Raw genomic sequence first — 26,463 nt, 5'->3', positions numbered from 1 at the left:
ACAATTTTGTATGCATGTGTATAGTAATACCACTTTGAAAAAAGAATACAATACGCAGCTTCACAAAAAACGGTGTCAGGCGCATTTGAAATGGGTAGATCACAATTTTCTATAAATTCTGATTAAATACCTTGTATAGCCGTAGTCACATAGGTTAGGACATTTTGAAAACCCCAAGGCTATGAATAATACTTTTACCTCCTGCCTTCTGCCTCCTGCTATAGTATCGCCTGATTTCACCAAACAATGCCACGGGAAGCTCACATGAAAAACTCCAGGAAAGGTTGGTTACGTAAAAGACTCAAAATTACTCTGATTTTCCTGTCAGTGCTGGGGCTATTGTTAGTAGGATTTGCTACCTACACCGTGCGCCAATCCTTTCCGCAAGAGAGTGGCACAATTCAAATACCTGAACTGAAAGCCGAAGTAACCGTTCAGCGGGATAAATGGGGTATTCCCCATGTTTATGCTGCCAACTCTCACGATTTATTCATGGCGCAAGGTTATATCCACGCCCAAGACCGATTTTGGCAAATGGACTTTTGGCGACACATTGGTTCTGGGCGACTTTCAGAAATGTTTGGTTCATCTCAGGTTGACACTGATAAATATCTGCGGACAATGGGTTGGGCGAGGGTGGCGCAGCAAGAAATTCAGGAAATTAATGCAGAGATGAAAGCATACCTAGAAGCTTACGCTGATGGTGTCAATGCCTATTTGAGAGAGCATCAAGGCAGTGCCCTGAGTCTAGAATACACTGTGCTAAAGTTCCTCAATCCTGGGTATCAGCCAGAACCTTGGCAAATACTGCATTCTCTGACTTGGGGGAAGGTAATGGCTTACGATTTGGGCAGAAATTTTCAGAGCGAAATTGAACGTACTATTTTGCTCAAAACCCTTAACCCGAATCAAGTAGAGGAACTTTTTCCACTATACCCTCAAGACTTGCCAGTTATTTTACCTGAGTTCCAGAAGAAAGAGAACACAGGGACACAGAGACAGGGGAACACGCAGAGTTATTTGCCCGCTTCTTCTTCACTTCTCGACTCTCCAGATGTATTACCTGCTTTGGAGTCAATTACTAAGCCGATGATGGCTTTGGAACAACTTATAGGGCCCACGGGAATAGGTATTGGCTCGAATAGCTGGGTAATATCTGGTCAGCGAACAGCTACAGGTAAGCCAATTTTGGCGAATGACCCGCACTTAGGTGTGCAAATTCCCTCTATCTGGTACGAGGTTGGTCTACACTGCACACCGAAGAGTTCAGAATGTCCCTACAACGTTTCTGGTTTTTCCTTTGCGGGAATGATTGGAGTAATTATCGGTCATAGCGATCGCATTGCCTGGGGTGTCACCAATGTACAATCTGATGTGATGGATTTATACATCGAGAAAATTAACCCGAAAAATCCTAACCAGTATGAAGTCAACGGCAAATGGGTTGATATGCAACTCGTGCCAGAGACGATTCAAGTCGCTGGAAGTCAACCGATTGTCCAAACGGTACGCTACACCCGACATGGGCCAATTCTCTCTGATGTTTCGCCCAATCTAAAGCAATTCCAGCCAAGTCAGTCGCTAGAATTACCGCAAAATTACGCCGTAGCCCTGCGTTGGACAGCCCTAGAACCTTCAAAACTAGGGTATGCCGTTCCCCAAATCAATCGCGCTCAAAACTGGCAAGAATTCCGCACTGCTGCCAGCAATTATGATGTCCCCGCTCAAAACTTGGTCTACGCTGACATTGATGGCAATATTGGCTACCAAATGCCTGGTAAATTCCCCATCCGCGCTCAGGGAGATGGGCGTTATCCCGTTCCTGGTTGGACGGATGAATATGAGTGGCAAGGCTATATTGACTTTGAGAAATTGCCCAAAAGTTTTAATCCACCTCAAGGTTATATTGCTACTGCCAATAATTTAGTTATGCGTGAATATCCTTATCTAATTACCGCAGACTGGGTTTATGGCTATCGGGCACAGCGCATTGTTGAGATGATTTCACAACAAACGCAACCGATTTCCCTCAAAGGTGTGCAGCGAATACAAGGAGACGATCGCAATCTGAATGCACAGACATTAGTACCACTACTGCAATCTATCACTGTTGATACTCCTCGCTTGCAAGCAGCCCAAAAATTATTACAAGATTGGAATTTGCAGTTAGGAATGACATCGCCTGTTGCTGCTTTGTTTGAAGTCTTCTGGAAACACTTACTGGCAGATACGTTTCACGATCAGTTGCCTAAAAAGTACTTTCCGCATGGAGGCGATCGCTGGTATGCTGTGATCGCAAATCTGCTCAAACAGCCCAATAGTGCTTGGTGGGATAATCGCAACACCCCAAAAGTTGAGAACCGCGACCAAATCCTGCGGCAGTCCTTCATAGAAGCCGTGGATGAACTAGAACGAATTCAAAGCAAAGACCCGAAAAACTGGAATTGGGGCAAGCTGCATACCATTACTTTTCGGAATGCCACTTTAGGTAAATCTGGGGTTGCACCGATTGAAGCTTTATTTAATCGTGGTGCATTTGCCACATCTGGTAACGGCGAAACAGTGAATGCTAACCGTTGGAGAGCAAACAAATCCTTTGAAGTGACTGATATTCCTTCACTACGGATGATTGTAGATTTAGGAAATTTGGATAACTCAGTCGCTATTCATACCCCTGGACAATCAGGACATGCTTTCCATCGCCACTACAACGATATGGTTGACCCCTGGCGCAAGATTGAATACCACCAGATATTATGGGAATCAAAGAATGTTACAGAAAATACGACTGCAACACTGAGATTAATTCCAAAATTGCTAGAGTAAAGGACGACACGACTATCTAATTTAAAATTGGGTTATTTGCGTGTAATTACATACACATTGTCGAAAAAATGAAGTATAAAGTAACAGGGCAGAAAGAAAGTTAAAAACAGAAATAAAGATTCTTTTTAGAAAAAGTATTTTCTCTAACCATCCATTCCTACTGTCCAACTTTCACTAAATATAGTTGGAGATCATAGAACCTATGCAACGCGTATTTAAGCAAAGTTTTATACTTTCAGTCACTACTGCGATCGCTTTATTCTTTGCAGGTTGTGGCGAAAGTAAAGTTGCTCAATGTAACAAAGTCATAAAGGTTGCCAATCAGGCATCTACTCTAGGTCAGGAATTCGGTAAAAGTTCTAATCCGGCAAAAGGTTCTAAAGCTTTAACTGAACTTGCTGGTAAGATAGACCCACTTGCAAAAGAGATGAAAGCACTAGAAGTTAAGGATGAAAAATTGCAAGGTTTCCAAGGACGTTTTCTCACACTCTATCAGAACATCAGCAAGGAATTGAATAATGCAGCAACAGCAATAGATAAAAAGAATCTACCAGCAGCAAAGGGTTTTTTGGTATCTCTGCAAAAGAGTAGTAGCGAAGAAAGTTCGATAGTCAAGGAAATTAATAGCTACTGTTCTGGCAAATAATCCATTCTCCTCTACCTGGAATCTCGATTGCAAAAATAGCGGTTAAATAGTTGGTCGATAACCACCAAAAACAGCAAAGCTAAAATTTTTGTACCAGCAATCTACATTTTGGAACCCAGCCGCTTCTAACCAGCTAAGTTGAATATCAAGGGTTGCCATGCGATCGTATTCCATGCGTTTCTGTGCAGCGTTGAGATCCTCTTCTGAGATATTCTTCGCGCGGACAGAATCTAACCAGTGTTGACGGTAAAATTGTTCTAAATCAGGCGTTTTGCCGAGAACTTGATCGGCGTTGACAAATATCCCTCCAGGATTGAGGACATCATAAATCCGTTGATAAAGAAGTTCTTTGTCAACATCTGACAAATGATGAATCGATAAGGCAGAGATTATTAAGTCATAGGAACCATCTAAATCAGTCTCAATGTAGTCACCAATTAAGATTTTGGGAGATTTACCCATTTTGTTAAATCTCAACTTAGCTTTTTCTAACATCTCAGGGGCTAAGTCTAGCAAGGTGAACTCTGCATTCGGGAAGACGGACTGAACCATACCTGAGTAAAGTCCAGTACCAGCACCCAAATCTAGAACCTTCAGCGGTGCAGTGCGATCGCCTGGGATGATTTCAACAGCTGTTTTGTAAAAGTCATCAAAACAGGGAATTAAAACACGACGTAAGTTATCGTAATCTCCAGCGGCAATATTAAAAGCTTCTTGAATATTCATTTTTTTATTTTTAATAAAGGTAAAACTTTCTGCTTTAACAACTCAATTAAAGCTGGTTCCATATATTCATATTCATCTGGTATATCTAAACCAGCAAAGTTGCGCCCGTATCAACTAAAACATCATCCAGAGTATAAGATTGAACTTCATCCGAAGAAATAAAGCCTCGTTGTGCCAGACTCGATCAATGCGATTCGTGACAGTGAGGGTAATAAACTACTCGACTAATTCTCCTGTCTGCTGTAAGACTTGTTTATAGAGTGTGGCATTAACCCAATATTGGGCAATATCAATCATGGCATCAAGTAGTGGTTGTACTTGAGGAATAATTTTTCTATTTTTTGCTAACAAGAGAATGCCGAGAGTACCAATTACCTGTAATCCCAAATTTTTAGCTACTTGGCGAGCCTCCCGTTCATCTAACAAAATGTTTAGCTCACTAGTTTCGAGAGCTAAGGCAATGGCTTCTCGCTCTCCATGATCTAGCTCTGGGGGGATGTTGAGTGCTATGTTTGAAACAAGATGGACTTGTAGCCATCCAGAAGCAATTGCTTGCAATATAAATTCTGAAGCTGGAAAGCTTGAACCCGTCGTTTCATTATATACAGCTTGGGGTATAACAATTGTCCCAAATACTGCCTGTAAAATATCAAGACGATTGATAGCAGCGAAGTTAATCAAAGGCGTAGCGTTGCAAATAACTGTCACAACTACCAAGAACCTGTTGTAATGGACTCAATATCATCTGCTAAATCCATTTCAGTATAATGGCGTGAAATTTTTTGTTGCCCTAAAAGTTGCTGAAATTCCCATACAGATAGATTAGCCAAGCGGCGTGCTTGACCAAAAGTAAAAATATTTTGGTCGTATAACTGCAAGGCAATTTCCTGACGAATAGCCTGCTCACCTTGACTTATGGAATCTGGAGATAATTGTAGGTTAATTGAACTCACAAATTGACTCATATCCAAAAACAACGTTTTACTTATAGCTTACTCTGTGATCGCCTCACTTAAATCATGAATTCTTTTCCATTATTGACCTCACTAAGATTGTTTGTGGTCTACTAAACCCTATTTTTCAGTGTTCCTAAACTCATACGAGGTCTAATATCAAAACGCAAAGGCGCTAAGAAACCTTTGCATCTTAGCGTCTCTGCGTGAGATATTAGCTATTACACCATCTCAGACGAAGCTTGCACCATCTGCTGCGGCTGCGGCTGGAACATGAACAATGAGTACACCACATCTCGGCGAATGTTAACCATCATATCCAAGAAGAGTTCGTAACCCTCGCTCTTGTATTCAATCAACGGGTCTTTTTGCCCATAACCGCGTAACCCCACCGATTCGCGTAAGGCATCCATTTGTTGCAGGTGTTCCCGCCACAGGGTATCAATGCGTTGCAATATAAAGAAGCGTTCCGCTTGGCGCATAAGTCCGGGTTGAACTTGGTCAATCTGCGCTTCTTTGAGGTCGTAAGCAATTCGTACCTGTTCGTGGAGGAAGGCTTTAATTTCGCTGACTGTGATATCTTCTAATTGACTCGCTTGTAAATCCGCTAGCAAATAGACAAATTCTTTGACTTTCTCAACCAACTTTTCTAACTCCCACTCTTCCGAGGGCAAGTCTATGTTGATGTAGTAGTCAACGATGTCATCCATCGTTTTTTCAGCGTATTTAATCACCTGTTCTTTCAAGTCTTGACCTTCTAGGACTCGGCGGCGTTCGGCGTAAATAGCACGACGTTGATTATTCATCACCTCGTCATACTCAAATACCTGCTTCCGAATGTCGTAGTAATAGGTTTCAACTTTTTTCTGTGCGCCTTCCAAACTGCGGGTAAGCATCCCAGATTCGATAGGCATATCTTCTTCCACTTGGAAGGCATTCATTAACCCAGCAACGCGATCGCCACCAAAAATCCGTAGTAGGTTATCCTCTAAACTGAGGAAGAATCTCGTGGTTCCAGGGTCGCCTTGTCTTCCTGCACGTCCGCGCAACTGGTTATCAATCCGCCGTGATTCGTGGCGTTCTGTACCAATTACGTGCAAACCGCCGATTCCCACTACCTCATCATGTTCGCGGGTAGTAAATTGTTCGTATTCCTGCTTGACGCGGTTGTAAGCTTCCCGCAATTTCTGAATTACAGGGTCATCGATGGGAGCTTTTTCTGCGGCCACAGCTACCTTGTCTTCTGCTTCAAGTTCCGGTAAACTACGTTCACCATACTCACGCACGGCAATTTCTACTGCATCTTTGAGTAGTTTCTCGGTTTCTTTTGTCAACTGAGTTGGGAAAATTTCTGGCGAAGCCCGCCAAGTTTTGACTTTCTTACCAGGGACAAAGCCTTGACCACCGCCATGTCCTGTAGGCAATCCGGCTGCTCTTTGCACGCCAAAGCTATCTTCATCTTCTGGCATGACGATCCGGGGCATAAAGTATTCCCGCAGCTTTAGACGCGCCATATATTCGGAGTTACCACCCAGAATGATGTCTGTACCTCTACCAGCCATGTTGGTAGCAATAGTAACAGCACCTTTGCGTCCAGCTTGAGCGACAATTTCCGCCTCACGCTCGACGTTTTCAGGACGGGCGTTAAGTAATTCGTGAGGAATCGCCAATTCCTTCAGCAGCCTACTCAGAAGTTCAGATTTTTCTACACTAGTGGTTCCTACTAATACAGGTCTACCGAGTTCGTGCATTTCGGCACATTCTCTCGCGATCGCCCCCCACTTACCTGATTCTGTCTTAAAGACCATATCAGACAAGTCTTCCCGTCTGCGATCGCGGTTGGTGGGAATTACCGCAACTTCGAGTTTGTAAATTTTTTCAAATTCTGGTTCTTCTGTTTTTGCTGTTCCTGTCATTCCACCGAGTTTTGGATACAGCAAGAACATATTTTGGTAAGTAATTGTCGCAAGAGTTTGGGTTTCTGGCTGAATCTCTACGTGTTCTTTCGCTTCAATTGCCTGGTGTAATCCATCACTCCAACGCCGTCCGGCTAGCACCCGACCGGTAAATTCATCCACAATTACCACTTCACCATTGCGGACGATGTAATTTACATCCTTGAGGAAAAGTTCTTTGGCTTTAATTGCATTGAAAATGAAGTGTGCCCAAGGATCTTCTGGGTCAAATAAATCTGTGACTCCCAAAAGATTTTCTGATTCCGCAAACCCTTCATCTGTCAATAGAACGTTACGAGCTTTTTCATCTACATCGTAATGTTCGTCTTTTTTGAGTGTAAATGCTATTTCAGCGGCTTGCAGATATTTTTCTGTAGGTCTTTCTACCTGCCCAGAAATAATCAGTGGTGTCCGCGCCTCATCAACTAAAATCGAGTCCACCTCGTCAATTACACAATAATTAAACGGGCGTTGTACCACATCTGCCATTGATGTCGCCATGTTATCCCGCAGATAGTCGAAGCCGACCTCGCTGTTGGTAACATAGGTGATATCGCAGTCGTAGTTTTTCTGACGTTCACTAGGAGTCATGCTTGACTGAATTAGCCCCACACTCAGCCCCAAGAACCGATGTACCTGTCCCATCCATTCAGCATCCCGACGAGCCAGGTAATCGTTCACGGTGATGACGTGTACACCTTTACCAGTGAGAGCATTTAAATAACTCGGCAAGGTGGCGACTAGTGTTTTACCTTCACCAGTTTTCATCTCGGCAATTTGCCCTACGTGCAAAATTATACCGCCAAGGAGTTGGACATCAAAGTGCCGCAAGCCTAAGACTCGCCGTCCTGCTTCCCGGACAACGGCGTAAGCTTCTGGCAATATGTCATCTAAGGTTTCGCCTTTGGCAAGCCGTTGTTTAAATTCGACGGTTTTACCTTTTAACTCATCATCGGAAAGAACCTTAATTTCTTCCTCTAAAAGGTTAATTTCAGTAACAGAAGGTTGGTATTTTTTAAGCTTACGAGCGTTGGGGTCGCCCAACAGAAGTTTTAGCATGGCAGATTATAGAACTGAATCAAGGGGATGGGGATTAAAGGGTCGGCATTGATTATAAACATTTAACCCAGCCCAACCGTCTTGGTCGTGGATGGGTGTTAAATGAGAATTAACTCAAAAACAGGAGAAAAATCAGCCAATCATTTAGTAAACTGATTGCTTTTAACTCTTATCTTATATTTAGTCTTTCTTCATAGTATCATTTTGCCCACAGATGGGGTCAGAGAGGGAGTGGGGGAATAGAGTTAGGAGTTAAGAGTTATGAGTTATGAATTTTTCAACTCCTCGCTTCTAACTCCTCACTCTTCACTGCCATTCTGCGGTCAAGCGGCGAAAATTGTAATCACTAGCACTGGGATGACAGCTGACGCAGCTGCCAATCTGGACAGGACGTGGTAATTGGACTCCTGGATGCAAAGCTTTGAAATAACGTGAGTTGTTGAGGCGATAGGGTGTTTCTTCGTCGTCTAGCTGCACACGGGAAAAAGTCGAAAGATATTTCCACACTAAGATACGCGGCGGATCGACTAAAGGCTTGAGTTGTGCGCCGTAGTGCTGCGAGTCTTGCAGGAGATTTTTCCAAGTTTGGGTGGGTAAAACTGCTGGTGGTATACCGATGTGACATGTGGCGCAGTTTTCCAAATACAGTTCTTGCCCTAGTTGGTATTGTGCAGGTACTACGTCAACAGTGCCAATTTCAGCGGTGGGAGTAGCACTTTGGGCATTAGTTGCCAAAGCTAGAAGCCAGCCCATAGCTAAACTCCACATTACAATTACCAAAAGTAAACCGAAAAATTGGCGTTTGAATTCACGTTCGGCGCTTTGCTGTAGTGCTTGGCGGTCGCTATGAGGCTCGTGCTTTTCGCGATCGCGGGTTTTGCGCTTAATAAAAATTGACATTCCTCACATTCCCAAATATTTAAAAGTGGCGCTTGTGCTAATCATAAGACTTACGCAGTATTGGCAGTGTTTCAAATTTTGTGTAAGTAGTTTTGCCAAGCAACACATTTTTAATATTGATAACAGTAATATAAATATCCAGGGTTAGCACGCCTCAAACCCTATTGACAGTTGGATTCTAGCAAAGTAGTGAGTTTTGGAGAGCTACTGCCAAAACAGAAACCATGTACTGCTCATTCATAGCTACGAAAGATAAAAAATCTTTGAACAAGAATTCAGAAGTCAGAATTCAGGAGTCAGAATAAATCAGTCGGGGATTCAGATCGGCGCAGGAATTGAAAACTACCAAATCCTAGATTTTGTGGGGGTCTTAAACCCGCTTATTCAGACGCGACGCTCGAATACTCGCTACCGCTGCGCTATCGCAGACTCGCTAACGCTACGTTATCCGCCAGTCATACAGAAAACATTGCTGAATTCTGACTCACTTCGACTACGCTCAGTGACCTCCTGACTCCTGAATTCTGTTCGATAAATTAGGTAAAAATTTTATTTATAACCACGTAAATTGCGATACATCAATTTCCATAGAAACATAGAGCGATGCCTAGGTTGGGCTGCGCTTACGCTCCTTAGTGGAGCAACATCCAAAAGTAATTGAACTGTAAAAGTACTACCTTGACCCAACTCGCTTTGTACATTTAATTTACCTTGATGTGCTTGAACAATAGCTTGAACAATAGCTAATCCCAATCCAGAACCACCAGTGCTACGGGAGCGATCGCTACTCACCCGATAAAAGCGATCAAAAATTCGATTCAGTTCGTGTTCTGGGATACCAATGCCTGTATCTTGAACTTTAATTACAGCATTATAGTCGTTGCGATCTAAAAAAACTGTTACCTCTCCTCCTCTGGATGTGTATTGAATTGCATTGATAATTAAATTAGAAAACAAGCGATAAAGCTGGTCAGCATTACCTATAATATTCAGAGCTTGATGCACTTGTATGAAAGATGTCAGCTTTACCTCTGCGGCATTTGCCATCGCTTCAAACTCCTCAACTAAATCGCTAACAATATCATTTAGGCAACAAACTTCACATTGTAACTTTTGGGCTTGTTTATCTAAACGTGCCAACATCAATAAATCAACAACTAAAGTAGTTATCCGTTGATTCTGACGCTGTATAGTTTGCAAAATATCCCTTGTATCTTCTTCGTCTATTCGTGACATTAAAAGTGCTGATTCCACCGTTGCACCAGTTGCAGCTAAAGGCGTTCGTAATTCATGTGCTACGTCTGCTGTAAACTGTTGAATTTGTCGATAGGATTGATAAATTGGCTGCATAGCTAATCCTGATAACCACCAACTAGCACCAGCAATCATACCCATTGCAATTAACAGCCCTAATACCGAAACTAATTTCACACTATCCAAGTAATGATTAAACTCTTGCAGACTTCGCCCCACCTGCATATATCCCCAGTCTTGATAATTTTTGGTATGCAGCGCTAGAGTAATTTGATGGTAATCTTTGCCTTTGCTGTCTTTAAGAAATTGCCAAGTTTTTTGATTAAAAACGTCAGGTAATCCCTTTGGATAATAACCAGCGTTAGCAATCAATTTTCCAGAAATATCAAAAAAACGTATATAGTAGCTAGTCTTAGTAACGATACCAAGAAGATGACGTTTAGAATGTGGCTGTTGTTGAATACAATTAGTAGCTCCAGTTGCACAGTTATCTAGATTTGGGAATAACTTATGTGCCAAAGGTTCCAAACGTCCAGGTGACTGTAGTTTTAGTTCGATACTGTCGTGCAATGTTCCCGCTACAGACTCTATTTCACTGTCTAAAGCCATCACATGGGCATGGAACACAGATCGATAAAAACCGAAGGCACATAGGCTTAAAATTAAACCCATAACGATGGCATAATACAGAGCCAACCGAATACGGGTGAGTCGAAACAGCTTATTCTGATTCATTGTTGAGATTAAAACGATATCCCATACCGTGCAAAGTTTCAATTGAGTTAGCACAGTGGCTATTGGTGAGTTTGCGACGTAACAAACGTATTTGCGCCGCCACTACGTTGCTAGTGGATTCAGCATTAACTTCCCAAATTTGATTGCGAATTTGTTCAGTAGTAACAATCTGGTTGGGGTGTTTCATAAAATATTCCAATAGTTGGAATTCTTTATTAGTTAAAGGAATCTTTTGTTGTTCACCTGTAGTATTTTGTCTGACAACTGTACTGTTACCATAATCAAGAGTCAAGTTATCAACAGTCAATTGTTGAGGTTGGAAATGCGGAGAGCGACGCTGCAAAGCCCGCAATCGTGCCAGTAGTTCTACCATACCGAATGGCTTTACCAAGTAGTCGTCAGCACCTGCATCTAGTCCGGCTACTTTATCTTCCATTCTATCTCTAGCAGTTAGCATCAGGATAGGAAGAGGATTTACTTTGTAACGCAGTCTTTTGCACAACTCTAAACCAGTAATTCCTGGAAGCATCCAATCAAGAATTGCGACTGTATATTGTGCCGAGCTATTTTCTAAGTAAGCCCATGCTTCATTACCATCCATTACCCAATCAACTAAGTACTTTTGTTGATTTAAGGTGCGCTTGATAGCAGCCCCTAAATCTGGCTCATCTTCGACTAGCAGCACCCTCATATCAAATTGAATAGTTAAAGGTTCGTTGTAAATTTGTGATGTAATCATAGTTTGCAATAGGGATATAGGAATCCGGTTTGATTCCTATATATAGTTGCGTAGACAGGGGACACTTCGACAAGCTCAGTGCAGCGCAGGGAATAGGGGACAGAGAACAGGAAAGAATAGATAGATCCGTACTGAGTCTTGTTCAAAAATCAAATAGGAGTCCTATATCCCTATAAATAGGTTGACAGAAGTTTATGAAATTAGAATGAAATTCTTAAAAATTAGGATTAAGCTATACAAGACTTAATAGCAGACTATAGTATTATCAGATACATGAAAAGATAAAAAGGACTCAGTAGACAACTTGCCAAAATAGGTTGTACTCGTGGAATTTGCTATTTAAGCTTCTTGGTCAAGCATGAAAAGTTCTGGAGCGCAGTGGAAAGTTGACAACGTAAATTTAGTACTTTCTGTTCGTTGTGCTTACCTCAACGGAACACTCGCTATTTGATGTTTTCACCAAAGAGGTATGCTCCCATAATTATGATTTCTGAATCTGAATTTTTCTTCAAATTATATAAGAATGAGAAGTAAATTAGATGACAAAAACACATTATGAATACTGAACTCGGAAAATTATTAAAAACAAAATAGAAAATTTCATCTTGATTTCATATTTATCATTCAAGATAAAAAATAGGTTGATTCCATAATGGATATCAATATTTTTGTGGACATGACTTAAAGGCTTGCTCAGGTAGTTCTCGCTAAGACCGAATTTATATTTGCTTTTGGACAAAATTGAAAAATTTTTAAGTTGTGATGAGCTATACAAGCAATATTCACTACAATTCAGATCGTCAATAAAAGAATGTAGTAGTGATATTGCAAATACAAATCTGCTCCAATGAGCAAGTTCATTCAGCCCTGATAATTCCTACTAGGTTTTAAATTTTTTGGATGGTAAATATGAATCAGCTTGCAAAATCTTCATCATTCGAGAACGTTTCTAACTGTCAATGGAACAATCATAGTAAATGGAAAAAGATTACTGCCTCTGATGTTACCGAGGCAATAGGAAATGTACCGATTGTAAAACTCAAGAATATTTCTCCTGTATGTGTTGTCTCAGAATGTTTCTTGAAGTTAGAGAGCTGCAATCCTGGAGGTTCTATTAAGGAGAAAAATGCAGTCTACCTCGTTACTCGTGCGGAAGAAGAAGGGCTTCTTGTGCCTGGTGGTACGATTATCGAGTCAAGTTCAGGAAATTTCGGCGTTGGTCTGGCTATGGTAGGAGCAGTGCGAGGGTATCGAGTCATTATTGTTGTCGATGCAAAAACTGCTCCACCGTTTAGACGAATGTTGAAAGCATACGGTGCAGAACTTGTAGATGTACCGTTACATGAGGCAGATGAATCCGGCTCGATGCAGAAGGCAAGAATGAAACGAGCGCGTGAGCTTGCCGCGACCATTCCTCATGCTTGGTATCCGTGTCAGCACTTGAATCCTTTGAATGCTGAGGCACACTCATACTACACTGCGCGTGAGATTGAAGCTCACTTTTCCTCTAACCTTGATGCCGTGGTCGTCGGTGTTAGCACAGCAGGACAAATAATGGGAATAGCTCGTTATCTTCTACCGCGATTTCCAGGACTACGCATTGTTGGCGTTGATGTTGAGGGTTCAGTCATTATGGGAACGCCAGCAAAACCATACAAGATGACAGGTATCGGATTATCGTTCTTTCCACCTAATCTGGAGCTTTCGCTGCTTAATTGTGCTTATGTGATACCAGAGGCGATCGCTTACTCAGTGTGCCATGCACTTGCACGTCGTGAGGGATTGCTTCTTGGTGCTTCCACAGGGGCAATTGTAGCTGGTGGTTTACATCTGGCACGCTCTCTTGGTGAGGGTGCGCGGATTTTGATGATCAATCCAGACCGAGGAGATAGATATCTTGAGACAGTCTACGATGACCATTGGCTTGACCGTTATGGATTTACCCTTAAAGAAGGAGAGCATCTTGATAATGCGATCGCCTCACTAACTCCTGTGTATTTTTAATAACTCATCATAATCATATAATACTGAAAATTTTCATGAATACCTCACCCCAGCAAGAACAGGAAGGTAATAAAACAGCTTCTGGGCGATCGCTATTGATGTTACTTGCCCAGTTCATACCTCTTTCCTTAACTGATGTGGCAATGACTCTCGGCGATCCGCTTCAGACCTCTGCACTTAGTCGCCTAGCCTTTCCCCAAGAGACATTAGCCGGAGTTGGGGTAGTCAAAGGAGTTGCCGTATTTCTAGAAAGCCCCATCATCATGATTCTTCATGCCTCAACCGCACTGGGAGGCCAAGCCAAATCTCGGCGCGCACTTTGGCAGTTTACGGTAATTGCGGGACTAGCTCTTAGTGTTATCTTTCTTTTACTCACTTGGGAACCTTTGTATAACTGGTTACTGCTTGATGTATTTGGCGTTAGCTCATCAATTGCCGCACGAGGAAGAACTGCTTTTATATTAATGTTCCTTTGGCCTTTCGTAATTGCTTGGCGGCGATTCTTTCAAGGGTTGCTGATCCGCGCTCACAAAAGCATAGCTGTAGGTTGGGCAAGTGTAGCGCGATTGACTTGGGTAATTGTAACGCTGGCAGTGGGAGTAAGCTTGAGGTTAGATGGAGGATTGCTAGCAGGTATTACCATGATGGGAGCAATACTCATAGAGGCAGTGCTGGTCACATGGTTTTGTTTGCGTCTTGGTGCTATTTCTATTCTTAACCAACAAGTACATTCTGAGACTAAAAAACTGCCTCAAACCTTTCAAGAAGTCACCTTTTACTATCTTCCTTTAGCCTCAACAATGCTTATTGTTTGGGGTGCAAGGGCAATACTCCTGAGTCTCATTGCGCGCTCATTCGATGGCAGCCTCGCACTTGCTGTATGGCCCGCTGCTTGGGGACTACTTCTTTCGATCGCTAACGGTACACGTATGATTCAACAAGTGGTAATTTCTACTTATGAAGAAACTTCCAAGCGAACACTTGTTGCTTTTGTGGTTCTTGTCGGTTTGGGTTTTACTGTAATACCAATTTTTATTGGGTTTACAGACAAAGGATTATTACTACTTGGTCAGTTTTTGGGAAATAATTCATCTCTTGTGGAAGCAGCTCGTCCGGTAGTACAAATACTGTCATTTCTACCTCTGCTCTTAGCACTGCAAAATACGTTTCAAGGGCTACTTATTCACAAAGGCAAGAACTGGCTGATCAACTTGGCAACAGTAGTTGCTGCAACTTTTACTTTAGTAGTATGTGGCAGTCTGATTTTTACCAGACATAGCGGAGCTAATTCAGCAGCGTATGGAATGCTTGCGGGCGTTATTAGTGAAATAATCGTGCTTGTTTTTGCGCTTCAAAAGAAATAAATTGGCTCAATTTTGACTAGCGACTATGGCACTATTAACAGTGAACAAAAAGCATGTTTAATCGCTAGCAATAAATAGAGTTATCGCCATCTCGGATAGCTGTTTTTTAGCTCATCGAAATCACCTTACCTTAAGGAATAGAAACCGATCGCAATAATCGCTCAACAACAGTCCTTGCATTGCGTCCTCCTCTAGGAATAAGGCGATGGCAAAGAACATGAGGGACAAGAAACTTCACATCATCAGGAATGGCATAATCACGCCCTGATAGAAAAGCTAGCGCTTGGGCAGACCGTTGTAATGCTAATGTGCCACGCGGACTGACGCCAAGGGCGATTTCCTCATCTTGGCGTGTTGCCCGCACTAATTCAAGGATATACTGCTGCAAGGAAGTTGCCACTTTTACTTGAGAGCAGAGGTAACGCAATTCTTGTACTTCTGCCAAGGTAATACAAGGCTGCAAATCAGCAACCTTCACGCCATTTTGGAGATTTTGCAACATCTGGAGTTCTTCTGCCTCGGAAGGATAGCCTAAACTCAGCGACAACATAAACCGATCCATTTGCGCTTCCGGCAGGGGAAAAGTACCTTGATACTCAATAGGGTTTTGAGTGGCAATGACAAAGAAGGGTTGGGGAACTGGACGAGAGACACCATCGACTGTTACCTGATGTTCTTCCATAACTTCCAGTAACGCTGACTGAGTGCGGGGTGTGGCGCGGTTAATTTCGTCAGCTAATAGCACATTGGTAAAAACTGGCCCAGTCAGAAAAGTAAATTCGCCACTTTTGGGGTTCCAGATGTTGGTGCCAGTAATGTCAGTTGGTAGTAAATCGGGAGTGCATTGCAGCCGTTGAAACTTGCCATCCAGTGAACGAGCTAGAGATTTAGCGAGGAGGGTTTTACCAACACCAGGGACATCTTCTAGGAGAGCATGACCACCACCTAATAAGGCTACTAGCACTAAGCGTATTGCCTCAGCTTTGCCAACGATGGTAAGAGCCAGATTTTGTGTTAAAGCGTCGATTTTTTCTCTCATGCGTTGTGGGGAGTGGGGAGTGGGGAAGCAGCGGAGCAGGGGAGCAGAGGAGCAGAGGAGAAGTTGCAGTAAGTTTTTTCCCTCTGCCCCTTTGCACCTCTGCCTCTTCCAATGCCCTATCTATTGTTCCCACTAAGTACTCAAAACTTCTCTAGCAACAACGCAGTCAAGTTGAATTTGTGTTTTCAGGGCTTCTAGAGAAGGAAATTTTTGTTCAGGGCGTAAAAATTTAACTAGCTGCACAGCTAGTTTTTTGCCATACAAATCACCAGACCAATCTAATAAATGTACTTCCACAGATGAATAAGTACCGTTTACAGTTGGGCGATTACCGATATTCATTACACCCAAGCCCTCACTAGGAGCAACATCTGGTGTTTCAGTGAGAGTGAAAACGCGGACAGCATAGACTCCTTGGCAGGGCAAAAACTTTTCTTTTGGTAGTTGGAGGTTAGCGGTGGGAAAGCCAATTGTTCTGCCCAATTGTTGACCTTGAACGACATCACCAAAGAGGGTGTAAGGGCGTCCTAGTAGTAGATTTGCGTTTTCGATGTCGCCCTGCTCAAGGGTTTTGCGGATCAATGAAGTGCTAATGCGGGCATCTTGAGTTGGAGTATTACTAACACAACTACTTTGGGTGGGGGAGTCACCTGTATAAGTTTGTAAGGGAACGATCGCCACAGGGATATTGTACTTGGCGGCGATTAATTGCAAATCTTTGGCAGTACCACTACGCTTTTCGCCAAAACAAAAATCTTCCCCGATACTAATTTGCTGGCATTGCAGTTGTTGCACAAGAATTTTTTCGACGAAATCTTCGGGAGTTAAAGCAGACAATTCTTTGTCAAAGGGTAGTAATACTAGTTGTTCTACGCCAAGCGATCGCAATTGTTGGACTTTTTCATCCAGTGGCGTTAACAAAGTCCGGGGCTGCCCTGTAAAAAATTCCTGTGGATGGGGGTCAAAGGTGACAACTGTTGAGTAGATATATTCTTGATTTGGCAGTTGATTTTCCTTTGACTGCGGACTACTGGCTACTGACAAGTGACTACCAGCGTGCAAGACTGGCTGAATTACCCTTTGATGACCAAGATGAACACCATCAAACTTGCCAAGGGCAACAGCAGTCGGCGTTAGTAGCCCTTCACTTGAAGAAGCAACCCACACAGAACACCCATTTTGAGACAAATTTAGCACGTGGATTCTGAGATTTTAGGTTTATTTTAGCTATCAGCATGAAGCTACCTTATAGTAAACCGCCTTGAGGAGTACAGGTTTTCTAGTAGCAACTTGTCATTTGTCATTTGTCATTTGTCCTTTGTTCTCTCTTACAAAATTTCTACTCTTAAGCAAGCTAGCAAGAGCGTCTCTAAGAGTTGCCAGACGCTCTCTACAAAACGATGTGTGTAGCTAGCTTGCTTTTCCCCAGGGGTAATGCGGACTCGACGAATCGCTCTCTATCGCCGGAAGTCGGCGCACCCTGCGGGATATTGCTACAGATTTTGCGCTTTGTCCAATGACTAATGACCAATGACCAATGACTGCTGCAAGCTTCTGATCACCAATCTAATCTAAAATCTCCAATTCCTGCGATCGCAATCTTTAGGTAGAAAATTTACTAACAGGAAAAGATTCTGATAAGGCAACTGAAGTGGGAATCTGAAGTACCATTCCTTCTCGTGCCATAATAGCGCCAGGAAATTTTTCAGCAGCTTGTTTCCCTACACGATCCAAAAAGTCGTCATTGTGGGCGGGGTCATGGTGGTAAATCACCAGAGTTTTGACGTTAGCAGCTTGTGCTACTTTCACCGCTTCTTGCCAGGTAGAATGTCCCCAGCCAATTTTTAGGGATGTTGGGCAATGATATTCCTCGTCTGTGTAGGTAGAATCGTAAATTAAAATGTCGGCATTACGAGCTAGCCAAAGCACATTGTCATCGAGTCGGTCGGGAAAATGTTCGGTATCAGTAATATAAGCAGCAGCACCACCACGCCAGTTGACGCGGTATCCTACGGCTTCACCTGGATGGTTTAAAGGTGCTGTTTCTACGGTAAGGTCATCGATGTGGATTGGTTGCCCCGGTCGAATGTCGTAGAACTTTAAATTGGCTTGCATAATCTGCAAGGGTACGGGAAAGTTCGGGTGTAACATTTGATCGTTGAGGCGCTGTTCTATGGTAGAACCATCAGGTGCGATCGCGCCGTAGATATGAAAGTCATTACCCTTTACAAACCCTGGGGTAAAGAAGGGAAAACCTTGCATGTGATCCCAGTGAGAGTGAGTAAAAAATATGTGAGCTTCTAACGGCATTTGGCGCAACAAGGATTGCCCCAAAACGTGTAGTCCCGTGCCAGCATCGAAAATTAAGCGTTTATCGCCCGCTTGCATTGATATGCAAGGGGTATTACCGCCGTAACGAACGGTGTGTGGCCCTGGACTGGGGATGCTGCCGCGAACGCCCCAAAATTGTACGGTAAATTGGTTCTCTATCCTAGACATGTGTATTGCTTGCTGGACTGAGCGGGCGATAATTGGAAAAATTGTTACCTATTCTGTTTCTGTCTAAGTTTATGCTGTCTCGCCAATTTTTCTAGAGGGAGGATTTCTTGGTAAAACAGCATACCCTGTTTCTGGCTGATTGTGTAAATGTTGATGAAATACTGTCAGTTAAAATTTTCCAGATTTTGGGGTGGATGTGTATCGGTTATTTCAAGAGTGCCCCTACGTTATAGCCTACATTTTTCTCTAATGTATTTAAATAACCTCAGTTTTGTCCTGATAAATCAAATTATTTCAGGAATATTGAATTCCCACTCAGACAATTTATCTAGTCCAGTTGCGTAAGTCAGATTGTATTGTAACGGGGTAATACTGATGTAGTTTTTACGTACAACCTGCACGTCTGTAGGTACATTTTCAGGCAGATTTAATCCGGTTGGGGGTTCCACATCCTCCATTACCTCTCCAGTTAGCCAGTAGTAAGTTTTTCCACGAGGATCAACTCGTTTATCAAATACATCAATGTAACGCCGTATTCCTTGACGGGTGAGAGTAACACCGGCAATTTCTTCCCACTTCACAGCCGGAATATTGACGTTGAGCAACATTAAATCTGGTAGTGGTTTTTGGGCTAATTGGTCTACGAGAATTTTGGCAAACTTAGCAGCAGGTTGAAAGTCTTTAGATGTGTGGCTCATAAGACTTAGGGCTATGCTGGGAATGCCTTCAATTAGACCTTCCATTGCCGCAGACACAGTGCCGGAATACAGAATTTCAGTTCCCAAATTCGCACCTTGATTAATGCCAGAGAGAACCAAATCGGGGGGAGTCGAGAGCAAAGCCCACAGCGCTAATTTGACACAATCTGAAGGCGTACCATCGCAAGCCCAAGCTTTGATAGCAGGATGAAAAATCCCTTCAACAATTTCGGCGCGAATGGGTTGGTGTAAAGTTAACCCGTGTCCAGTTGCCGATCGCTCTCGATCTGGGCAAACTACACTGACATCATGACCTGCCTCTGCCAAATAGTTGGCTAGGGTACGAATCCCCAAAGCAGAAATGCCGTCATCGTTACTAATTAGTAATTTCATAGTTATTGGTCATTGGTCATTGGTCATTTGTCATTAATCATTAGTTATTAGTTATTTGTTATTCGGCATTTGTCAATGTCTGAGGTCACAAGGGGCAAAAATATTTATACTCACTAAGTACACTGTGGCGAAAGTTTGCCTACTTTTAACAAGTTGTTCAATCTCCTTGTCTATCGCCAATTCTTTGTTAATTGAGATGTTAGCTGGATTTACGCGCCCCCTCGACTACCCCAATTGTCTCTAAAGGTTTGGTTTTGACCCTCGCCTTGGGCTGATGTTAATGGTATAGCTGTAGGTTTATTTATCGACCAGTTCACAGCTTTTGACTATAGACTAATGACTAATGACCAATGACTAATAACTAATGACTAGCAATTTAGAAGCTCAACTTTTAGCACTGCGGCAAGAAGGAGAAAAAGCGATCGCAGCCGCCGACACCCTAGAACGTCTAGAAGAACTCAGAGTTAACTATCTGGGTAAAAAAGGCGAGTTGGGGGCACTGTTGCGAAGTATGGGGCAAATGAGTGCAGAGGAACGACCAAAAATTGGAGCGATCGCTAATACAGTCAAAGAATCCCTGCAAACTAGTCTAGACCAGCAACGCGTCGCCCTGGAATCCGCACAAATTCAACTACAGCTAGAGGCGGAAACCCTAGATGTAACTATGCCGGGAATTTATAGCCCCCAAGGTCGCATTCATCCCCTTAATGGCATTATCGACCGGGCACTGGATATCTTTGTTGGTATGGGTTACACCGTGGCTCAAGGGCCAGAGATGGAAACAGATTATTATAATTTTGAGGCTTTGAATACCCCACCTGACCACCCCGCCCGTGATATGCAGGATACCTTCTACCTGCCAGATGGTAATCTTCTCCGCACTCATACCTCGTCAGTCCAAATTCGTTACATGGAAAGAGAAGAACCACCGATTCGGGTTGTGGCTCCAGGGCGAGTTTATCGGCGAGATAATGTAGATGCGACTCACTCGGCTGTTTTCCATCAAATAGAACTTTTAGCCATTGACGAGGGACTAACTTTTACTGACCTCAAGGGCACAATTAAAGTATTTTTACAAGCAATATTTGGCGATTTGCCAATTCGTTTCCGCGCTAGTTATTTTCCCTTTACTGAACCTTCCGCTGAAGTGGATTTGCAGTGGAATGGTCGCTGGCTGGAGGTGATGGGCTGCGGTATGGTCGATCCAAATGTACTTAAGTCTGTGGGTTATGACCCAGAAATTTATACAGGGTTTGCTGCGGGTTTTGGTGTAGAACGCTTTGCAATGGTGTTACACCAAATCGATGATATTCGTCGGTTGTATGCTAGCGATTTGCGGTTTTTGCAGCAATTTTAGGACTTATGTAAAAGTTATGTACTGCAAGCAAGGTAACAATAAATAATGACCTCAGTTTCCAGGTTAGATCAAGTTCTAGAAAGCATCGAAGATTTATCAGTAGATGAACAAGAAACATTAATTGATCTGATAAGTCATCGGTTGGCAGAACGGCGGCGTTCTGAAATTGCTGCTAATATCGCTCAAGCACAAGTAGAATATCAGACTGGTAAAGTGTTTCGTGGAACTGTTACTCAAATCATGGATGAGTTACGCAAATGAGAACTGTAGTTCTGGCATCATCGTTTAAACGAGCATTTAAGCGATTGGTACGACGACAGCCAGAATTACAAGAGCGAATTGAAGAGCGGTTAGCACTACTAACCGCCGATCCGTTTGATCCATTGTTGCAATCCCATAAACTAAAAGGCAAACTGTCTGGAGCTTGGGCGTGTTCAGTGGATTATGATTGTCGCATTGTCTTTAACTTTGTGCAAAATATAGAATCTGGTGAAGAGGAAATTTTGTTAATTGATATCGGCACTCATGATGAAGTTTACTGAATTGTAGGTGCTGTTGAAGAAACCAGATTTGCAGGAAATAGTGCGATCGCTTCTACTATCTTCCCAGATTTACACCACACAGCAATTACTCCAAGCCGGAGAAAGGAATACACCCAGCAAGGCAAAAGTAAAAAGTTAAAATTCACTCATAAAAAACGGTTTATAACTACTTTTGTATCGCTATCTTCAGCCAAATAATATGTGTGAAGCAAGTCCAATCGCTCCTCCTGCTAGCACCAACCAGGCTGAATTAATTTTAAATCTGAACACAGCGATCGCACTCAAAATTGCCATAATAATTGTTACCCAATCTACCAGTGCGGCTCGTCCTAATGTGTATGTGACTCCTGCCATTAATCCTAAAGAAGCCGCATTTACACCATCCAAAAATCCACTTGCCCAAGGAGATTGACGCAACTTAGGAACCCAAGGATTAACCAGCAACACCAGCATAAAAGCTGGCAAGAAAATGCCGATTGTACCAGCGATCGCTCCAGCATTTCCTGCTAGCAAATATCCAATAAATGTGGCGGTGGTGAAAACAGGCCCCGGTGTAAATTGTCCGATCGCTACGGCATCTAAAAGCTGCTGTGATGTTAGCCACTGGTTGCGCTCGACTAAATCTCGTTGCAGAAATGCCAGCAATACATAGCCACTCCCATAGAGAACACATCCAATTTTGAGAAAAAAGACAAAGACGTTAATCCAACTGACTGATGTAACTGCTGCTGTTGTACTCCCAACCTGCGCCAAAATACCTGACATAGGTAACAGGAATACTCCGCTTGTGTGTCCTCTGGCTTGCCAATTTTTTAGTAGCATGACAGCGATACCTAGAAAAATCAGCACTAAAATTTCATTCAATCCAGCTAAGTATGCTGCGATCGCTGCTATCCCTGCAATAATTGTCGGTACGTCTTTGGCTGCCTTTTTCCCCAAATTCCACACAGCCTGAATCACGATCGCAATAATTACAGGTTTAATTCCATAGAGCAGCCATTCTACCTGGGGAACTGTTTGATAACGAGCATAAATGGCGGCTAATGCCCAAACAATCAACATCGCAGGTAGAATAAAGCAGCTACCCGCAACTACTAAACCACGCCATCCGGCTCGTTCGTAGCCAATGTGAATGGCTAATTCTGTTGAGTTGGGGCCTGGAATCAAATTCGTAATTCCCAGTAAATCTAGCAGTTTCTCCCGGCTCATCCACTGACGGCGATTCACTACTTCATTGTCCATCATGGCGATGTGGGCAGCAGGGCCACCAAAAGCGATCGCCCCCAACCGCAAAAACACCGCCGCCAGTTCTGTTAATCGCTGCTTTTGTTGTTTGGGAGTCAAAACTTTATAGGAAACCACTTCTTGCTCTTTTTGGATATCCTCAGCTTCTTGTGTCACTATGGTTTTCCTGATTAATGATGATGACAAAACTAGAATATCGGATTTCGATAACGAAAAGCTATATACTTAGAAATAAATTTGTGATACTATGCCATTGACTAAAAAACACTGCAATACAATCGAGATTACGGAGTATGTATGTATGAGTGATGTCAAGAAAGTGAGCGATGAATTTTCGGCAGGTGGACAGCCAACCCCAGAGACACTAAAACAGCTTGCTGATGAAGGGTATAAGTCTGTGGTGAATCTGCGATCGCTTGATGAAACTGGGGTTTTAGCAGACGAACAGCAACAAGCAAAAGCCGTAGGTCTTGAATACGTCAATGTTCCACTCAAGTCAAATTCAGCCAACGACAACTTGACTGCAACAGTTCTCTCAGAACTACAGGGATTGCCGACTCCTGTATATTTTCATTGTGGTGCCGGTGGACGAGCCAGTGCCTTAGCGCTCATTGCCTTTGCAACTCAACAAAAACTGAACCGTGAACAGGTTTTAGCAAGAGCAAAAGAACTTGATATCAACCCAGATCAACCTCATCTCCAGAAGTTTTTAGAAAACCTCTAGTCAAATAATTTTGGATTTTAGATTTTAGATTTTAGATTTACCCCATACTTTCTTTGGGAGTTGAGTCAAGAATCTGAGATTTGAGCTAAAACGGGCATTTAATCCAAAATCCTAAATTTAAAATCTAAAATTCGGTGAAGGGATGATTTTACTACTCCTCGAACAATTCGCCAAATAATTCCCGTACCTTTTCTTTAGCATCCTCTAGGGTCATTTTTCCTAAATCGGTAGCTCGATAGAGTCGTCGGCTTTGCCGCCCCGATCTCTCCTCAACGGAATATAGATATCCCTTGCGCTCCATATCATGCAACATTGGATAGAGTGTTCCGGCACTGAGTTTATAGCCGTGACGTGCCAGTTCTTCAATAATACCTAGCCCAAAAATTTGCTCCTGAACTGCATGATGCAGAATGTGAAGCCGAATCAAGCTTGAGTAGAACTCTCTTCCATCCATTGAGCAAGGCTTTTACGACACTTAGAATTTCATTTTCGCTTATCGCGCTGGGCATTGTGGGATTTTTTTATCGAGGATGTTGGAGGCAGATAGCGCAGGGGTAGCAAGGGTTTAAGACAAGAACTCCAAAAATTCTAGTTTTGTGGCTCTTTTTCAAGAGGGGTTTGAATCCCCAACTGAGGTAAAACCTTCTGCCTCCTGCCTCCTGCCTCCTGCCTCCTGCCTCCTGCCTCCTGCCTCCTGCCTCCTGCCTCCTGCCTCCTGCCTTCTGCCTCCTGCCTTCTTCAATTAACTATTCCTGAATGACCGGGTATATCTGCCAAAGGTTCAAATCTGCCGCCTAAATATTTGGCGAGAAACTCTTCTGCGATCGCAAAGAAGTGCAACCGATTTTCTGGTCTTGCAAAACCATGTCCTTCATCTGTATAAAGCGCATATTTCACTGGTAAACCAGCTTGCTGCATTGCGTTGACAATTTGATCACTTTCTGATTGTTTCACTCGCGGATCATTTGCACCTTGACCGATAAGTAAAGGTTTTTGAATTCGGTCAGCAAAAAATAAAGGCGATCGCGATTTCAAAAATTCCTCTTCTGTCTCCAAGTTACCGACACGATGGTAAAGCATTGCTCTCAATGGTTCCCAATAAGGCGGTATAGTTTCTATCAGCGTAATTAGATTACTCGGCCCGACAATATCCACACCAGCGGCAAAAACTTCTGGTGTAAAAGTTAACCCCACTAGAGTGGCATAACCGCCATAAGAGCCGCCCATAATCGCAATCTTTTGCGGGTCAGAAATACCTTGTTCCACTAGCCAGTTAACAGCATCAATTAAATCGTCGTGCATTTTAGCAGCCCATTCTCGATTTCCAGCATTCAAAAATGCTTTGCCGTAGCCAGTGGAACCGCGAAAGTTTACTTGCAGAACAGCGTAACCCCTGTTAGCTAACCATTGCGCTTCCGGATCTAAACCCCAGGTATCCCGCATCCAAGGACCGCCGTGAACCAGGAGTATTGTTGGTAGATTCTGGCTAAGTATTCCCACAGGTGTTGTGAGGTAACCGTGGATAGTTAAACCATCCCGTGCCTCATAGGAAATCGGTTGCATTGATGCTAACTGCAAACCTTCGAGTTTGGGTTGGTTACTAAAAAGGAAAGTGCTAGTTTTCGATTCTCGGTTATAGGCATAGTAATAAACTGGACCATCGTCTGTGTTGTAAGCTAATAGCCAGTTTTTATCTTCCAAATCGCGGCTAATTAAAGAAAACTCCCCAGAACGTACCTTGGCAATTTCTTCAAAATCAGCGGCGATACTTTCGTCAATTACCTGCCATTCCTGTTTGTCTTTGTAGAAAGAAACTGCTTGGATAACTCGTGTTACAGGCTGAATGACTATCCCCATAACATCATACTGCTCATCTTGGGCGATCGCTGTTTCTTCACGGGTATCTAAGTCAACAGCTAGCAGACGTTGGGCGTTAGCATCATGACTGCCTTCAATATAAAGTGTTTTGCCATCAGCCGAGAAGCTAACAGAATTCCCTTGTTCTTCTAGTCCCCAGTGACGGAGAACATCCCACTCTTTATCCGTGGTTTCCCGTAATAACAAATCGTAACCACCATCAGGAGTACTAGCTATTGCTGCACGTACTTGGAAATCAGCGTCAGATGTCCAACTGATAATGTTACCGGGGTTATCGGTGTCGAACTCAACCGCACCATTTTTTAGATTGATGCGATAAACGTCAAACTTTTGGGGATTGTTCAAGTTCAACGCTACGAGTGCTTGATCTGGAAATTTAGGTTCCAGTTCCACAAGTTCGGCTTTTACACCTTGGAATGGCGTTAAGTCACGCACAATCTTGGAGTGGATATTAACCAAGTGGAGGTGAAAGTTCTCGTCACCATCCGAGTCCTGCATATAAATCAACTGGTCGGCGTTATAAGTCCAGAAGAAAATGCGGATACCGCGCTTTTTGTCAGCAGTTAGTATTTGGTCGTCTTCTTGTCCTATAGTTCGCAACCATACCTGCAAGACATTTTTCTCATCAGGGGCGATATATGCCAAGTACTTGCCATCAGGCGAGAGTTGTGGGCTAGTTTTTTCGGGATTCCCAAACAGAATTTCGCGCGGAATCAGCGGTGCTAGAGAGGGCGCTTGAGCAGATGACATATTTTTATCCTCTACTTGACTACCCTATTGTCACTTGGTGGTGAAAATGACAATTCATCCTATTGGATGAACCTGATTGGAGAATAAGGATAAGGCATTGATACTCGTGAACGAGGCTTTTAGCTCCATTCATCCACCTTTGATACTCGTGAACGAGTCTTTTAGCTCCGTTCATCC

At 43.0% G+C, this 26,463-nt stretch carries 23 protein-coding genes and 1 pseudogene; 9 read left to right on the top strand and 15 right to left on the bottom strand.

All coding sequences use genetic code 11. The annotated features are described in order from the left end of the window. The first annotated feature begins 264 nt into the window (after positions 1-264). A complete protein-coding gene (locus RRG12_RS16610) occupies positions 265-2,826 on the top strand; it encodes a penicillin acylase family protein (RefSeq protein ID WP_420760053.1) in 2,562 nt (853 codons plus the stop codon). A gap of 202 nt (positions 2,827-3,028) precedes the next feature. After that, the gene (locus RRG12_RS16605) at positions 3,029-3,472 is read left to right on the top strand and encodes a hypothetical protein (protein WP_420760052.1); all 444 of its coding nucleotides are present in this window, start codon (positions 3,029-3,031) and stop codon (positions 3,470-3,472) included. A gap of 42 nt (positions 3,473-3,514) precedes the next feature. Here RRG12_RS16605 and RRG12_RS16600 read toward each other — a convergent pair whose 3' ends face one another. The 8 genes and pseudogenes from RRG12_RS16600 to rppA all read right to left on the bottom strand — a co-directional run bounded on the left by RRG12_RS16600 (position 3,515) and on the right by rppA (position 11,793). Further along, a complete protein-coding gene (locus tag RRG12_RS16600) occupies positions 3,515-4,198 on the bottom strand; it encodes a class I SAM-dependent methyltransferase (RefSeq protein ID WP_420760051.1) in 684 nt (227 codons plus the stop codon). 91 nt (positions 4,199-4,289) lie between these two features. Then, a pseudogene (locus tag RRG12_RS16595) lies at positions 4,290-4,411 on the bottom strand (aspartyl protease); the annotation flags it as partial. Positions 4,412-4,414: 3 nt separating this feature from the next. Next, the gene (locus tag RRG12_RS16590; protein ID WP_069073196.1) at positions 4,415-4,906 is read right to left on the bottom strand and encodes a DUF3368 domain-containing protein; all 492 of its coding nucleotides are present in this window, start codon (positions 4,904-4,906) and stop codon (positions 4,415-4,417) included. Positions 4,907-4,908: 2 nt separating this feature from the next. Beyond that, positions 4,909-5,151, bottom strand: coding sequence for a UPF0175 family protein (locus RRG12_RS16585; protein ID WP_069073195.1), 243 nt, complete (start codon positions 5,149-5,151; stop codon positions 4,909-4,911). Positions 5,152-5,372: 221 nt separating this feature from the next. After that, positions 5,373-8,165, bottom strand: coding sequence for a preprotein translocase subunit SecA (secA, locus tag RRG12_RS16580; RefSeq protein ID WP_069073189.1), 2,793 nt, complete (start codon positions 8,163-8,165; stop codon positions 5,373-5,375). Between the two features lie 306 nt (positions 8,166-8,471). Continuing rightward, positions 8,472-9,065: a cytochrome C gene (locus RRG12_RS16575; protein ID WP_420760050.1), complete on the bottom strand. Its 594-nt coding sequence runs from the start codon at positions 9,063-9,065 to the stop codon at positions 8,472-8,474. A 549-nt stretch (positions 9,066-9,614) separates the two neighbouring features. Next, positions 9,615-11,054 (bottom strand): two-component system sensor histidine kinase RppB, encoded by a 1,440-nt coding sequence (gene rppB, locus RRG12_RS16570; protein ID WP_420760049.1) that lies wholly within the window; start codon positions 11,052-11,054, stop codon positions 9,615-9,617. Beyond that, on the bottom strand, positions 11,041-11,793 hold the full coding sequence (gene rppA / locus RRG12_RS16565) for a two-component system response regulator RppA (RefSeq protein WP_420760048.1): 753 nt from the start codon (positions 11,791-11,793) through the stop codon (positions 11,041-11,043). The genes rppB and rppA overlap by 14 nt, the downstream gene beginning before the upstream one ends. Before the next feature lie 909 nt (positions 11,794-12,702). On the opposite strand from rppA, the gene RRG12_RS16560 reads away from it, so the two are divergent. Both RRG12_RS16560 and RRG12_RS16555 read left to right on the top strand, forming a co-directional pair. After that, positions 12,703-13,797, top strand: a complete 1,095-nt coding sequence (locus RRG12_RS16560) for a cysteine synthase family protein (RefSeq protein ID WP_420760047.1) — start codon at positions 12,703-12,705, stop codon at positions 13,795-13,797. Between the two features lie 35 nt (positions 13,798-13,832). Then, positions 13,833-15,161 (top strand): hypothetical protein, encoded by a 1,329-nt coding sequence (locus RRG12_RS16555; RefSeq protein WP_420760046.1) that lies wholly within the window; start codon positions 13,833-13,835, stop codon positions 15,159-15,161. 130 nt (positions 15,162-15,291) lie between these two features. On the opposite strand, the gene RRG12_RS16550 is transcribed toward RRG12_RS16555, so the two are convergent. The 4 genes from RRG12_RS16550 to surE all read right to left on the bottom strand — a co-directional run bounded on the left by RRG12_RS16550 (position 15,292) and on the right by surE (position 19,790). Beyond that, positions 15,292-16,200 (bottom strand): AAA family ATPase, encoded by a 909-nt coding sequence (locus RRG12_RS16550; RefSeq protein WP_420760045.1) that lies wholly within the window; start codon positions 16,198-16,200, stop codon positions 15,292-15,294. Between the two features lie 132 nt (positions 16,201-16,332). Next, complete coding sequence (locus RRG12_RS16545) at positions 16,333-17,397, bottom strand: bifunctional riboflavin kinase/FAD synthetase (RefSeq protein WP_420760044.1); 1,065 nt, start codon at positions 17,395-17,397, stop codon at positions 16,333-16,335. Between the two features lie 405 nt (positions 17,398-17,802). Next, on the bottom strand, positions 17,803-18,699 hold the full coding sequence (locus RRG12_RS16540; RefSeq protein ID WP_084227364.1) for an MBL fold metallo-hydrolase: 897 nt from the start codon (positions 18,697-18,699) through the stop codon (positions 17,803-17,805). Positions 18,700-18,983: 284 nt separating this feature from the next. Then, positions 18,984-19,790 carry a 5'/3'-nucleotidase SurE gene (gene surE, locus RRG12_RS16535; protein ID WP_069074152.1) on the bottom strand — a complete coding sequence of 269 codons (807 nt, stop codon included), beginning with the start codon at positions 19,788-19,790 and terminating at the stop codon, positions 18,984-18,986. 364 nt (positions 19,791-20,154) lie between these two features. On the opposite strand from surE, the gene pheS reads away from it, so the two are divergent. Genes pheS through RRG12_RS16515 form a run of 4 tightly spaced genes read left to right on the top strand, consistent with a single transcriptional unit; the run spans position 20,155 to position 21,828 of the window. Next, positions 20,155-21,147: a phenylalanine--tRNA ligase subunit alpha gene (gene pheS, locus RRG12_RS16530; protein WP_420760043.1), complete on the top strand. Its 993-nt coding sequence runs from the start codon at positions 20,155-20,157 to the stop codon at positions 21,145-21,147. Positions 21,148-21,192: 45 nt separating this feature from the next. Further along, complete coding sequence (locus RRG12_RS16525) at positions 21,193-21,408, top strand: hypothetical protein (RefSeq protein ID WP_069074154.1); 216 nt, start codon at positions 21,193-21,195, stop codon at positions 21,406-21,408. Further along, on the top strand, positions 21,405-21,689 hold the full coding sequence (locus tag RRG12_RS16520) for a type II toxin-antitoxin system YafQ family toxin (protein WP_420760042.1): 285 nt from the start codon (positions 21,405-21,407) through the stop codon (positions 21,687-21,689). The genes RRG12_RS16525 and RRG12_RS16520 overlap by 4 nt, the downstream gene beginning before the upstream one ends. Before the next feature lie 7 nt (positions 21,690-21,696). Then, positions 21,697-21,828 carry a hypothetical protein gene (locus tag RRG12_RS16515; protein ID WP_420760041.1) on the top strand — a complete coding sequence of 44 codons (132 nt, stop codon included), beginning with the start codon at positions 21,697-21,699 and terminating at the stop codon, positions 21,826-21,828. 47 nt (positions 21,829-21,875) lie between these two features. Here RRG12_RS16515 and RRG12_RS16510 read toward each other — a convergent pair whose 3' ends face one another. Further along, complete coding sequence (locus tag RRG12_RS16510) at positions 21,876-23,090, bottom strand: chromate transporter (RefSeq protein ID WP_420760040.1); 1,215 nt, start codon at positions 23,088-23,090, stop codon at positions 21,876-21,878. Between the two features lie 145 nt (positions 23,091-23,235). Here RRG12_RS16510 and RRG12_RS16505 point away from each other — a divergent pair, with 145 nt between their 5' ends. Continuing rightward, complete coding sequence (locus RRG12_RS16505; RefSeq protein ID WP_420760039.1) at positions 23,236-23,658, top strand: fused DSP-PTPase phosphatase/NAD kinase-like protein; 423 nt, start codon at positions 23,236-23,238, stop codon at positions 23,656-23,658. A gap of 151 nt (positions 23,659-23,809) precedes the next feature. Here the strand turns inward: RRG12_RS16505 and RRG12_RS16500 are convergent, their stop codons facing one another. Both RRG12_RS16500 and RRG12_RS16495 read right to left on the bottom strand, forming a co-directional pair. Further along, a complete protein-coding gene (locus tag RRG12_RS16500; RefSeq protein WP_069074159.1) occupies positions 23,810-24,112 on the bottom strand; it encodes a PadR family transcriptional regulator in 303 nt (100 codons plus the stop codon). Between the two features lie 284 nt (positions 24,113-24,396). Further along, entirely contained in the window at positions 24,397-26,286 is a 1,890-nt protein-coding gene (locus tag RRG12_RS16495) for a S9 family peptidase (RefSeq protein WP_420760038.1), read from the bottom strand. Between the last annotated feature and the right edge of the window lie 177 nt (positions 26,287-26,463).

Source organism: Nostoc sp. CALU 546 (assembly GCF_048836525.1).
Note: the sequence above shows the minus strand (reverse complement) of the source record. Positions and strands in the feature narration are given on the sequence as shown.